Annotated in this window: 10 protein-coding genes; 7 read left to right on the forward strand and 3 right to left on the reverse strand. The window is 66.4% G+C overall.

Going from position 1 to position 12,187, the window contains the following annotated elements; genetic code table 11:
- Positions 1-4: 4 nt before the first annotated feature.
- Together hpt and tilS are read right to left on the reverse strand one after the other, a co-directional pair.
- Complete coding sequence (gene hpt, locus NVS32_RS09690; RefSeq protein ID WP_258499632.1) at positions 5-553, reverse strand: hypoxanthine phosphoribosyltransferase; 549 nt, start codon at positions 551-553, stop codon at positions 5-7.
- A 54-nt stretch (positions 554-607) separates the two neighbouring features.
- Positions 608-2,137 carry a tRNA lysidine(34) synthetase TilS gene (tilS, locus tag NVS32_RS09695; protein ID WP_258499633.1) on the reverse strand — a complete coding sequence of 510 codons (1,530 nt, stop codon included), beginning with the start codon at positions 2,135-2,137 and terminating at the stop codon, positions 608-610.
- Between the two features lie 782 nt (positions 2,138-2,919).
- Between tilS and NVS32_RS09700 the strand changes: the two genes are divergently transcribed.
- The 6 genes from NVS32_RS09700 (at position 2,920) to NVS32_RS09725 (ending at position 10,796) form a co-directional block, all read left to right on the forward strand.
- Positions 2,920-4,098, forward strand: a complete 1,179-nt coding sequence (locus tag NVS32_RS09700) for a hypothetical protein (RefSeq protein ID WP_258499634.1) — start codon at positions 2,920-2,922, stop codon at positions 4,096-4,098.
- A gap of 443 nt (positions 4,099-4,541) precedes the next feature.
- Positions 4,542-5,366, forward strand: a complete 825-nt coding sequence (locus NVS32_RS09705; protein ID WP_258499635.1) for an MBL fold metallo-hydrolase — start codon at positions 4,542-4,544, stop codon at positions 5,364-5,366.
- A gap of 116 nt (positions 5,367-5,482) precedes the next feature.
- A complete protein-coding gene (locus NVS32_RS09710) occupies positions 5,483-6,160 on the forward strand; it encodes a response regulator transcription factor (protein ID WP_032110023.1) in 678 nt (225 codons plus the stop codon).
- A 4-nt stretch (positions 6,161-6,164) separates the two neighbouring features.
- Positions 6,165-7,196, forward strand: coding sequence for a sensor histidine kinase (locus NVS32_RS09715; protein WP_118078285.1), 1,032 nt, complete (start codon positions 6,165-6,167; stop codon positions 7,194-7,196).
- A gap of 76 nt (positions 7,197-7,272) precedes the next feature.
- Entirely contained in the window at positions 7,273-7,953 is a 681-nt protein-coding gene (locus NVS32_RS09720; protein WP_117651642.1) for an ABC transporter ATP-binding protein, read from the forward strand.
- Between the two features lie 5 nt (positions 7,954-7,958).
- The gene (locus NVS32_RS09725) at positions 7,959-10,796 is read left to right on the forward strand and encodes an ABC transporter permease (protein ID WP_147378699.1); all 2,838 of its coding nucleotides are present in this window, start codon (positions 7,959-7,961) and stop codon (positions 10,794-10,796) included.
- Between the two features lie 125 nt (positions 10,797-10,921).
- On the opposite strand, the gene NVS32_RS09730 is transcribed toward NVS32_RS09725, so the two are convergent.
- The gene (locus NVS32_RS09730; RefSeq protein ID WP_258499636.1) at positions 10,922-11,347 is read right to left on the reverse strand and encodes an Hsp20/alpha crystallin family protein; all 426 of its coding nucleotides are present in this window, start codon (positions 11,345-11,347) and stop codon (positions 10,922-10,924) included.
- Positions 11,348-11,587: 240 nt separating this feature from the next.
- Between NVS32_RS09730 and NVS32_RS09735 the strand changes: the two genes are divergently transcribed.
- Positions 11,588-12,169, forward strand: a complete 582-nt coding sequence (locus NVS32_RS09735; protein WP_258499637.1) for a hypothetical protein — start codon at positions 11,588-11,590, stop codon at positions 12,167-12,169.
- The last annotated feature ends 18 nt before the right edge of the window (positions 12,170-12,187 follow it).

Genomic DNA, 12,187 nt, shown 5'->3' on the forward strand with positions numbered 1-12,187 from the left:
GCTACTAGGAGTAGGCCTCAGGCTTGAGGATGCCCACGTAGGGCAGGTTGCGGTAGCGCTCGGCGTAGTCGAGGCCGTAGCCCACCACAAAGGCGTCGGGCACGTGCGCGCCCACGTAGCGCGGGGTGACGGCCGGCGTGTGGTTGGGGATGTCCTTGATTGAGAAGGCCGCGATTTCGATGGACGCGGGTTTTCTCGACTGCAGGAGCTTTACCAGGTAGGACAGGGTGAGGCCAGAGTCGAGAATGTCCTCGGCCACAATGATGTGGCGCCCCTCGACCTTGGTGTCGAGGTCCTTCACGATGCGCACCACGCCCGAGCTCTTTACGCCGTCGCCGTAGCTGCTCACGGCCATGAAGTCCACCGAGCACGGCACGGTGATGGCGCGCATGAGGTCCGCGGTAAAGACGAAGGCCCCACGCAGGACGGCCACGATGAGCGGGTTCTTGTCGGCGTAGTCCTCGGAGATCTGGCGCCCCATGCGGGACACGATCCGGTGGATGTCCTCCTCGCTCAGGACGACGCTCTCCACGTCCGGATGCATCTCTGCCATTGCGATCCTCCACTCCCGACGGGCGCTCGCCGCACTTCTCGGCATGCGCGCCGTCTATGCTGTTCGGAGACTCAATTCTAGCAAGTGTGAGGTGCGCGACGTGCAGCGAGCGCGCTCGTCGGCCCTGATTCCTGCAACCCACACCACGGGGCCGGTGGGCGAGGTGCGCACCACGGGCACCAGCGGGCGCTCGGCCGCCGGGATGCGGGCCTCGTTGAGAAGGTCCGACACTTTCTTTGACTGGCCGTGCATGCCCAAGGGGCACAGGACGTCGCCCGGGTGCGGGGAGTCGACCCAGAGTCTGCCGCCCATACTGGCGTCGATCCCGCAGGCGGAGGCATCGAGAAGGACCGAGGTGCCGGCCCACTCGCGGCCGTGCGAGAGGGCAAGCGCCGGGATGTCTGCGCCGTCCGGCGCCGGAAGGAGGCGCGCCGAGAGGTGCGCGGAGGTGCGTCCCGGGCGGGGATCGCCGAGCGGGAGCTCGCCGGGGACCTCGAGCCAGCCGGCAAAGTCGTGGGCCTTTGGCGCGCGGGCGCGCAGGAAGAGCAGGCCGTACTCCACGCGAGCCTCTGCCCCCATGGGGATGGACGCAGACCCCGCGCCCGCCGCGACAAGCGTGAGCACCTGGGCGATGTGGCGCGCCTCGAGACGGGCATCCGGGCAGACCTCGAGGATGGCCGCCCGGACCACGCGGCGGGCGATTGCGACCTCGCAGGCCGAGAGGCGCGCGGCGTCCAGGGCAAGGGCACCTTCGCCGGTGCGTCGCGTGAGGTCGCGCAGGGTGCGCGCGGCGACGGCCGTGAGGTAGGCGTCCTCGTCCGAGAGGATGTCGCAGGTAGTCGAAAGGCTCGCCACTACGCGGGGGTTTCTCCGCTCGAGCACCGGCATGACCTCGTGGCGCACGTAGGCGCGCAGGTAGCGGGTGTCGGCGTTTGTGTCGTCCTCGCGCCACACGATACCGCGCATGCGCAGGAACTCGCAGAGCTCGTCGTGCGTGCGGTCGAGCAGCGGGCGGACCACGCGGTTGCGGCGGCGTGGGATGGACGAGAGGCCCGATGCGCCGGTGCCGCGGATGGCGTTCATCACAAAGGTCTCGGCGCGGTCGTTGGCCGTGTGGGCCGTGAGGATGCGTGCGGCCGAGCGGGGCGTGCCAAGCTGGGCCGAGAGCTCGTTGGCCAGGCGGGTGGCCTCGCTGTAGCGCACCTCTCGGCCGGCGTTCTCCACGTTGCCGTCAGGCGAGGCCGCGGCCAGCGCCGCCACGTCCACGCGACGGATGGTGCAGGGGATGCCGTAGCGGGCGGCAAGGTCGCGGACGAACTCCTCGTCCTCGTCGGCGTCGATGCCGCGCAGGCGATGGTTTACGTGGAGCACGTGAAGGCGCTCGCGGGCGATGTGGGCGCGGCCGCGGCCGTCCTCGATGTCGAGCGCGGAGGTTGCCGCCAGCACCAGGAGGGCCGTGGAGTCCGCGCCGCCGGAGACCATGAGCACCACGGGGGCACGCAGGGCGTCGTCGGTGCTGCGGGACGGGCGCTCGAAGGGGCCGGCGGCGTCTCCCGAGCCGTATCTGCGAGCAACGCTTGGCATGTGCGGTTTCCTCCCCCCGGGTGCGTGCGGCGCCGGCGCGCGGCGTGGCGTGCGGCGCGCGGTTACGCGCACGATTCTACCCCGCTGCGAGCCGCGCTCGAAATCCCGTGCACCGTTCCGTAGCCCCCCGGGCAAGCAGAGCCACACGATTCGCCGCCCGGCCGGCCTCGAACGCCAACGGCCACCGGGCCTCACAGGCCGCGCCCCCTCGAAAGTGAACACGTTTTCAATCGCAACTCCGACGGACTTACCGCCAACTGGGGTTATGGCCGTCTCGTCTCGACCGGATTGAATTCGTGTTCACTTTTGACCGGGTGGAGCGGGTCGGCAGGGCAATGGAGCAGCGTCGGCAAGGGTTTGCGGACGGGCATGCCATTGTGGTGGAACGATGTAATTTCTCGCACGATCTCGCGACGTCATTCTCCCGCCCCAGAGAAGCCCCCAGACGAGAAAATCTGGCCGCGCGAACCCGAAATCTGACCAGCTTCTTGCACGAGAAAGCCCTAGAGCCCTTCTCGAGAGCGTTTTCTCTCATCCCAACCGTCAATTTTGGCCTGCCAGGCCCAAGGTCGCTTGCACCAACCTGACACCAGAAAAGCGAGCACGTTTTCAATTGCCATAGTGTACGCACACTGGCCAACTGGGCTTTTACGAAAGCTCGGAGCCGCCAATTGGAATCGTGTTCACTTTCGAAGGCGGGCCCGGGGCGGGAGATGGCGTAACCTCTCGGCACGCGCCTGCGCCCAAGCAGCATCGGCAATCCGTCGTTGAGGGAGGCCAAGATGAGAATCACGTTCGACAAGCTCACGGCCCTGCACATCCTTCGCATCTGGCGGAGCTCGGGACGCTCGCTCACCGCAGATCGGCACGGCCTCGAAACGTCCGTGGTAGCTCCGCGCAGGTACTGGACGCGGCGCCGGATTAACGCGTGCCTGGAATCCGTGGGTACCAGCCTTTCCAACGTGCACGGGCGCGTGCAGGTGATGGTTCCGCGGCCAGGGGCGCGCATTCGCTCGCGATCGGCGAGAAACACTGTTTACGCGCGCGGTCTGCCGGCAAACCCCATCATCGAGCTTGGCGGCCCGGTCCGAATCCCCTGCCCCGAGCTGCTCTTCATTGAGCTCGGAGCCATCATGTCTCCAGCCGCGCAGCTTCTCGTGGGACTCGAGCTTTGTGGGCGATTCTCGCGCGACGCCCGCGACCCGCGCGACGGCACCACCATGTTTGGCATCAAACCAGTAACCACAGCGGATAAGATTCGGTCGTATGTCTCGGCGGCTCGTGACCTAGCGGGACTTGAGCAGAGCCGCAGGGTAGCAGAGTGGCTCATGGACGAGGCGTGGTCTCCGCAGGAAGCGCTTCTCAATGGGCTTGCGCGTATGCCACTGCACGAGCTTGGATACGAACTGGGAGAACTGCAGCTTAATCCCAGGTATATTGCACACGGGCCACTCCTCTCGCTTGTGGACAAGAGAAGTCGCGTTCCTGACTCGCTCGTGAGAGGCACTCACGTTGGTTTCAACTATGATGGCGGGCCCCACTTTGGAGAGGGCGCTCCTGGCACGGCGGGGACCGGGTTTCTCGACAGCAATGCAGCCGACAACATGCGCAAGGCTGTCGTTGCCGACAAGCGCCGCGACCGAGACCTGCTGGTGCAGGGCCTCTCGGTTCTCCCCGTCACCAAGGAAGACTTCTACGAGCGCGGGGGCATCGACCGGGTGATGTTGCAGGCGATGTCGCTTCTCGAGCGCATTGGCCAGCACGACTACTCGAAGCACAGATGCGCGCTGAGAAGGCCGAAGCTTGCAGAGGAGCGCCAGCGGCTCATTTGGTCGCTGCTCCCGGGGCGGCGCGGAAGGGAGCTGAGTCAGGAGCTGGCACGATTCGAGCCGCCCGAGGTCACTATTGAGGATTACGACATCACGTTTGACAACGGCAAGATGGCGATAACGCGCCTTTAGGGAGAGGGGCGCGAGCGCGAGAAGGTCGCTGCATCTCGTTTGCACGAGTGTCCGGTAGCCAGACCGCCAGCTGGGCGGCGGCCCAGGTCCCGGCCCGAGGTCCAGGCTCCGACCCAAGTCCCGGTCCCGGCCCGAGGTCCAGGCTCCTACCCAAGCCCCAGCCTCCTTGCCGCCGCGAAAAAGTGAACACGTTTTCAATCGAGGCGCCTCGGGACTTCTCGGCAACAGGGCTTTTGCTACGGGACATCACGCGGGATTGAATTCGTGTTCACTTTTGGACGAGGGCGGCGAGTAGGTCCGGCAGCGTTTGGCGCCCGCGTGAAGGGCGCCGCCCGCGCATCATTTCCGTCGCGCCTTGCTGCTACGCTTTCCGCTGCGCCATGCGCTCCCCGCCCCCACGGCGGCCGGCGCGAGCAAGTCCAACCGCCGAGAGGAACCGTAGCATGACCCCACAGATTCACCTGCACGTCCTGGCATCGGGCTCGAAGGGCAACGCCGCCGTGGTCGAGGGCCCCGCGGGCAGCGTGCTCATCGACGACGGCATCGCGCGCCGCACGCTCCTGGCGCGCGCCAGCGAGCTGGGCGTCAACATGGACGACGTCCGCGCGGTCCTTCTCACCCACGAGCACACCGACCACGTCTCTGGCCTGCCGGTCTTTGCCAACCACTTTGACGGCCCGCTCTTTGCGACGGCCGGTACCATCTCCGCGCGCGAGCGCCTCTCGCAGCTCCCGTTTGAGGTCATCAATCACACGGACGCGCTCGAGCTGTGCGGCATGCACGTGACCGTCTTCCCCACCAGCCACGACGTGGCGGACCCGGTGGGCTTTCGCTTCGCGACCACGGACGAGAACGGCGAGCTTGCGGACGCCCTGGGCTACTGCACCGACACGGGCGTGCTTACCGACGAGGCAGGCCAAGCGCTCACCGGCTGCCGCGTGCTCGCGCTCGAGTCCAACCACGACGAGCGCATGCTTGCCACGGGCCCCTACCCCGGCTACCTCAAGCAGCGCATCCACGGTCGCCAAGGGCACCTCTCTAACGCCCAGGCAGCCGACGCGCTGCAGGACCTTGTGACCAACGAGACCGAGGTCATCGTGGGTATGCACCTCTCGCACGAGAACAACCGGCCCAGTGTTGCGGTGCGCACGCTGGCCGCCGCCGTGGGCGCCGAGGCCACCAACGAAACGTTCACGGAGGCGCGCACGCCCGACGGCCACCTGACCGTCTGCGTCTCTGCCCAGGACGCGCCGCTCTCGGTGTGGTAAGTGTGATGTGGTAACGTGCCGCGCAGGAGTCGCGACCGCCGGGGCCGCACCGCGCGACCGCCGCGACCGCGCAACCGCCGCGACACCACCAACCACCGCACGACCGGGGAGGCGCCATGCGCATACTGCTCGTCGAGGACAACGCAGACATAGTCCGCACGCTCACGGAGCTTCTGCGCTCCGAGGGCTACGACGTCGAGGCAACCCCCAGCCAAAACGGGGCCATCGCCCTGGGAACGCGCGTCGAAAAGCCCTTTGACCTCGTGCTTCTCGACGTCACGCTGGAGCAGGGCAACGGCTTTGCCGTGTGCGGCGCGCTCAAGGAGGCCCGCCCGCACCTGCCCGTGGTCTTTCTCACCGCCTCGGACGACGAGTTCAACACCGTCGCCGGCCTCTCGATGGGCGCCGACGACTACATTGCCAAGCCCTTCCGCCCGCGCGAGCTGCTTGCACGCATCCGCACCGTGCTGCGACGCTCGCAGCCCACGCAGCACCTGCTGCACCTGGGAAGCGTCACCGTGGACCCCGCCCGCGCCCGCGCGACAAAAGACGGACGCGAGCTTGACCTCTCGGCAGTCGAGTACCGCCTGCTGCTGCTCTTTGCGAGCAAGGCGGGCGGCATCGTGACGCGCGACATGATGCGCGAGGCGCTCTGGGAGGACTCCGGCGCCTACGTGGAGGAGAACACCCTCTCGGTCTACATTCGGCGCCTGCGCGACAAGATCGAGGACGACCCCGCAAATCCGCAGCTCATCCGCACCGTCCGCGGCATGGGCTACCGCGCGGCGGAGTAACGCCATGCCCCGCGACCCCCGGTTCATCGCGCTTCTCGGCATTGGCGCAGCTGCGACCGCAGCCTGCTGTGCGGGCGCCTGGCTGCAAGCGGGCCCAGCCGCGGCGTCGTGGGTCCTCGCGTGCGGCGCCGCCCTGCTGGTCCTCTTCGCGGTTACAACCGCCCTGCGCTACCGCCGCATCGCCCAGCTCTCAGAGCGCCTGGACCGCGCGCTCTCTGGCGAGCGCGACGTGAGCTTCAAGGGCATGGGCGAGGGCGAGCTTGCCATTCTCGCCAGTCAGCTCGACAAGACCGTGACGCGGCTCGTGGTGGCAAACGAGGAGCTCGAGGCCGAGAAGCACGCGCTTGCCGACGCCCTGGCCAACATCTCGCACCAGCTGCGTACCCCGCTCACGTCGCTTGGCATCGAGCTGGAGCTCATGCGCAAGGCGGCGGCCACGCCCGAGGATGCCCAGCGCATGCGCGACTGCGGCCGAATGCTGGAGCAGCTGCAGTGGCTCGTCTCGTCCCTGCTCAAGCTCGCGCGCCTTGACGCCGGCGTGGTGCGGCTGGAGCGCCACCGCGTGGACGTATCTTCGCTGGTCAAGGCTGCGCAAGAGCCGCTGGCCGTGACCGCAGACCTTGCCGGCGTGACGTTCCAGGCCAAAGTGGAGCCGGACTGCTCCTTCATGGGCGACGCTGCCTGGACCCGCGAGGCCCTGACCAACGTGCTCAAGAACTGTGTGGAGCACACGCCCGCCGGCGGCACCGTAAGCATCACGGCCCACGAGGACGCCGTTGCCTGCCGCATCCGCATGGAGGACACCGGACCAGGCATTGCCGAGAAGGACCTGCCCCACGTCTTCGAGCGCTTCTACCACGGCACGAGCAACCCCGCCCGCCGCGACGAGGACGCGTGCAACCCCAGCGGCGTGGGCATTGGCCTCTCGCTCTCGCGCGCGCTGCTTGTGGCCCAGGGCGCCCAGATCACGGCATCCAACGCAAGCCCCACCGGCGGAGCCCGCTTTGACCTGGTCTTTCCCAAGGTGACGGTTTAGTCACGCGCCCGTCACGGCCGCGTGGTGGCCCAGGCTCACCATTGAGGCACAACCACAGGCAATCGAGGGGAGTGCCATGGACATCTTGAGCATCGAGCACCTCACAAAGGTCTACGGGACGGGGCCCGCCGCCGTGCGGGCACTCGACGACGTGAGCCTGACCATCGAGGCGGGCGAGTTCGTGGCCATCGTGGGCTCGTCCGGCTCGGGCAAGTCCACGCTCATGCACCTCATGGGCGGCGTGGACCGGCCCACCTCCGGCACGGTGCGCATGAACGGCGAGGACGTCTACAAGCGAACGGACGAGCAGCTCGCTGTCTTTCGCCGCCGCGAGGTGGGGCTGGTGTACCAGTTCTACAACCTCATCCCCGTGCTGGATGTTGAGGAGAACATCACGCTTCCGGTGCGCATGGACGGCCGCAAGGTGAACGAGCAGCGCCTGCACGCACTCGTCTCGTCCCTTGGCCTCAAGGGCTTTGAGCACCATCTGCCCAACCAGCTCTCGGGCGGCCAGCAGCAGCGTGTGGCCATTGGCCGGGCGCTCATGAACTCGCCGGCAATTGTGCTTGCGGACGAGCCAACCGGCAACCTGGACTCCAAGAACTCGGTCGAGATCATGCGGCTTCTGCGCTCGTCCAACCGCGAGCTGCGGCAGACCCTCGTAGTGATCACGCACGACGAGGACGTGGCCCTCATGGCACCGCGCGTGATCGCCATCGAGGACGGGCGCGTGGTCTCCGACGAGCGCAGGGGGTGAGCCACGTGGGCGTCTTCACGAGCTACACCCTGCGGTCGCTCCGCAAGAACCGCACGCGCACCGTGGTCACCGTAGTTGGCGTGATCCTCTCGACGGCCCTGCTCACAGGTGTGGTTGCCACCGCCACGAGCATTGCCGCGGCACTTCTCGGCCGCACCATAGAGACCGAGGGGTCCTGGCAGGTCTACGACGATCTCCAGCCGGCCGAGGCAGACTCGGCCCTTGGCCGGCTGACGACGGACGCAAACGTGACCGCCGCCATGGATTCCCAGGTCGCAGGCTTTGCCTCGTACGCGAGCGACGCCAACCTGAGCACCACGCTGCTCGCCATCCAGACCGCGCCACGGGTACTCCGCGGCAGCGAGAGCCAAGCGCGCGGCCTCACCGTGATGCCCACCGTGCGCTCCGGCCGCGAGCCAGAGGCCGCAAGCGAGGTCATGCTGCCCGTCACGTTCTCTGGCGTCACACTCACGGACGACGGCTCGGGCGCAAGCGCCACCAGCGACGGTCCCATCGATCTGGGGTCCACCATCACACTGCCCCTGGGAGCCGCGCTCGACGAGAACGGCCAGCTCAGCGCGCCCGCTGCCACTCGAAGCTACACCGTGGTGGGCTTCTACGTGCCGCAGCACTTTGAGAGAAACGACTTCACCGCCTTCGAGGAGGCGGGCACCACCGCGATTATCTCGGCAAACGACGTCTCGACCCCCATCTACACGCGCGCGTGGACGGATACGAACGGCCTCTCCACGCGTGACGCTATCAAGGGCTGGGCTGCACCCATCTTTGGCGAGGAGGACTACTACCTCCATGGGCGCCTGCTCGCGTTCCAGGGCATGGCCAGCTACGAGAGCACCACCATGGTGTCGCTGCGCGGGATGGTCGCCGTGGTTGGCGGGGTCATTGTGGTGGCCGCCATTGGAATGATCGGCAACTCCTTCTCGATTTCGGTTGCCGAGCGCACGCGCCAGTTTGGCCTGCTCTCCTCGCTGGGAGCGTCAAAGCGCCAGCTGAGAAGAACGGTGCTCATGGAGGCCGTGGCAATTGGCCTCGTGGGCATACCGGTGGGGCTTGCGGCAGGACTGGCCGGAGTTGCAGCAATGCTCAGCAGCTCAGCGCGGGCGTTTGACGCACTGCTGAGAAGCTCGCTCTCGGGGACCGCGCAGGGGATACCCCTGGTGATAAGCCCCGCCGTGGTGGCGGGCATGGCGGTGACGTCCTTCCTCGTGCTTCTCGCCAGCGCCTGGGCACCCGCGTGGCGCGCGAGCAGGGTCTCGGCCATCGACGCCATCCGACAGCAGCAAGACGTCAAGCTCTCCAAGCACGCCGAACGCGCAATCGAGAAAGCCCAGGCCACCGGCATTGCGCCCAGAAAGCGGCTGCTTGAGCGCATCGCGGGACTACCCGGCCTCCTGGCGAGCAGGAATCTCTCGCGCTCCAGCTCGCGGGGCCGCACCGTCGTGGTGTCGCTTGCGCTCTCGGTGGTGCTCATCGTGCTCTCGGGCGCCATCTCACTCTACATGGGACGGACCATGGACATTGGCAACGACCTTGGCGCCACAAACCGCTCCGTCATCTCACTTACCGTCTACAACAGCCAAGAGGCCGACCAGGGCACCGTATCCAAGGCAACCCTGGGCCTTGTGCGAGACGTGCAGGGCATATCCGGCCAGGTAGATGGCCTCACGTCCAGCGCGCCCATCGTGAGCGGCGCCCTCGAGGCAACCCTTCCCGCGGGCAGCATCTCGGCCGAAGGCCGCACGTATCTCGCAGACTACAACGGCGACAACGAGAGCGCCGGTGCAGACGGTTCGTACGCAGGTCCCATGCTCGTCTCGTTTGTGGATGATGACACCTGGACCGCACTCTGCAAGAAAGCCGGCGCAAGCACCACGGCAGCGGACGGCACGAGCATGCCGGCACTCGCTCTCAACGTACTGGCGTGGATGGAATCGAGCAGCGTGAGAACGGTGGCCCCGTTCGGCTCGCCCACCAGCGCCACGGTCTACGAGTTGCGCGACCTGCAGTCGACCCTGCTCCTTGACTCGGGCGGCGGCGCTCTGGTCCAGACATGGGAGAACACGGGCAACGGAACAGGCGGAACGCAGAGCCGGACCAGCATCGAGGATGCAGTCGTGGACTCCGGCAGCATCACCTTTGTGGGCACGCTTGACTCGCTGCCAGAGCAGCTTGGCGACACGAGCCTTACGTCCTCCTCGATGCTCGCGATGGTGATGCCGCGCTCGGCGCTCGAGGCGCACCCCAATCTCTTCTCCGCGACAAGCGTCGTGGTGCCCTTCTCGCTTGACGAGGGCGCCGACCCCTTTGACACCGGCAACGCCCTTGAGGAGGCCGCCAACGCGACGATAAGCGGCAGCGCCACGGCATATGTGAACAACAACGTGGCCGAGAGGGAGTCGACCGACGCCGTTGTTGGCCTCTTCAAGCTCCTTGTGATGATCTTCTCGGTGGTGTGCCTGCTCATCGCCGTGGCCAACGTGTTCAACACGCTTTCCACGAGCATCATCCTTCGCACGCGCGAGTTTGCCGTGCTTCAGAGCGTGGGGCTGGGGCCCAAGGGGTTCCGCCGCATGCTGGTTGCCGAATGCGCGAGTTACGCTCTGCGCGGGCTGGGGTTTGGCCTGGTCTTCTCGGTGGGCGTGGTCTGGCTCTTCTGGACTGCGCTGAGTTCCAGCGTGGACCTCTCGTTTGAGCTGCCCTGGGGCTACGTGGCCGGGGCAGTTGCGGGCGTGGTAGCGGTGCTGGGGCTCTCCGTTGCCTACGCGCTGCGCCGCAGCCACGCGCTGAACATCGTGGAGGCGCTGCGCGCGGACGCAATCTGACCGGTTGCCCCAGGGCCACGGGTGCCGAGAGGACCCCGCGGCAGAAAAAAGCGCCCCGGCCTAAACCGGGGCGCGTGCTTGGGGCCTCGGCGAGGGACGGGTGCCGGCCCGACTGTTGGTTACAGCTAGTCGATGAAGACCTTGGTGACGTTGGCCTTCTCGGACTGCTTGGGGACGTTCACGGTAAGGACGCCGCCCTCAAGCTTGCCCGTGATGCCCGTGGTGGCGGCATCCTTCAGGAAGACGCCACGCGTAGCGCTCCACTCGCTAGTCTCCTTGTGGAGGTAGTTCTTGCCCTTCTCCTCGTCAGACTCCTTCTTGTCCACCGAGATGGAGAGCCTGCCCTCGTTGAGCTCGACGTCGACCTCGTCCTTCTTGACGCCCGGGAGTTCGGCGGTGACCACGTAGCTATCACCCGCGTCCTCGACGTTCATCTTGAAGGCAAGGTCACCGTCGGTGGTTGCCAGCGGAGCGAAGAAGTCATCAAACGCGCCGAACGGCCAGCTGGAAAGGGCCCTTGCGTACCTGTCATACGGAATCATGCTTGCCATGATGCTCAACTCCTTGAGACGAGCGGACGCCTCTTTGCGGCGCCCTTGGTGTTCGCTGGTATATGTTCCCGACATCCGATTTATTAAACGCACGAGAAAAGATTTTCTCAGTGTCTACGACTTAGATTTTGTTTCCACGCACGTCACCAACACAATGGACACGCTGCAGGTGGTTTGGGAACCATGCGTGCTCTATGATGTTGGCATTGCCGTGCAGACCGCAATCGGAGGCACGAACACATGAACAACTACAACGACCTGGACAACCCAGGCAACGTTTCTCCCCGCCCGCAGGCGGCGCCCGAGGGGTCGCACTTCTCCGCACAGGGCAATCCGCAGAGCCGGCGCGTGCCATCGCCTGACGAGACAGTCATGGCGGATTATTCTGGCAAGAATTCCCCCGCTGCCGGCTTTGACGAGACACCCGCACCCGAGCCGCGCGAGGCGACACCCAGGCCGCAGCGCTACACACGCGCGCGTACGCCGCACAAGACCGTTGCCCCTATCAGCGACTTCGACAACCAGGCAAATGCCGACGGCTTCGAGGGGTTCACGCACGACTCGGACTACGCCAACAGGGGCACGGTGCTCTCCGGACGCTCCTATCGCAAGTCTCGCTCAGAGATGCCACAGCTGCGCCGTGACCTCCACTATGGCCAGTACCTCGAGATCCCCAAGGGCCGTCGCGACATCTTTGCCTCACGCGAGCGCAAGATGCGCATCCGCTCGGTGGTCGCGCTTATCGCCGTCATTGTGGTGCTGTGCGTGATCGTGTTCTTCGTATGGCAGTACATGCAGGTCAACTGGGGCGCCACGAGCTAACCGGCGCGTAGCCGCCGG

It is taken from the genome of Tractidigestivibacter montrealensis, from assembly GCF_024741235.1.
Lineage (GTDB): Bacteria > Actinomycetota > Coriobacteriia > Coriobacteriales > Atopobiaceae > Tractidigestivibacter > Tractidigestivibacter montrealensis.

Bases quoted from the DNA above. Each gene is read 5' to 3' on its own strand.
- hpt (WP_258499632.1), bottom strand. From the start codon at position 553: ATGGCAGAGATGCATCCGGACGTGGAGAGCGTCGTCCTGAGCGAGGAG.
- tilS (WP_258499633.1), bottom strand. From the start codon at position 2,137: ATGCCAAGCGTTGCTCGCAGATACGGCTCGGGAGACGCCGCCGGCCCC.
- NVS32_RS09700 (WP_258499634.1), top strand. From the start codon at position 2,920: ATGAGAATCACGTTCGACAAGCTCACGGCCCTGCACATCCTTCGCATC.
- NVS32_RS09705 (WP_258499635.1), top strand. From the start codon at position 4,542: ATGACCCCACAGATTCACCTGCACGTCCTGGCATCGGGCTCGAAGGGC.
- NVS32_RS09710 (WP_032110023.1), top strand. From the start codon at position 5,483: ATGCGCATACTGCTCGTCGAGGACAACGCAGACATAGTCCGCACGCTC.
- NVS32_RS09715 (WP_118078285.1), top strand. From the start codon at position 6,165: ATGCCCCGCGACCCCCGGTTCATCGCGCTTCTCGGCATTGGCGCAGCT.
- NVS32_RS09720 (WP_117651642.1), top strand. From the start codon at position 7,273: ATGGACATCTTGAGCATCGAGCACCTCACAAAGGTCTACGGGACGGGG.
- NVS32_RS09730 (WP_258499636.1), bottom strand. From the start codon at position 11,347: ATGGCAAGCATGATTCCGTATGACAGGTACGCAAGGGCCCTTTCCAGC.
- NVS32_RS09735 (WP_258499637.1), top strand. From the start codon at position 11,588: ATGAACAACTACAACGACCTGGACAACCCAGGCAACGTTTCTCCCCGC.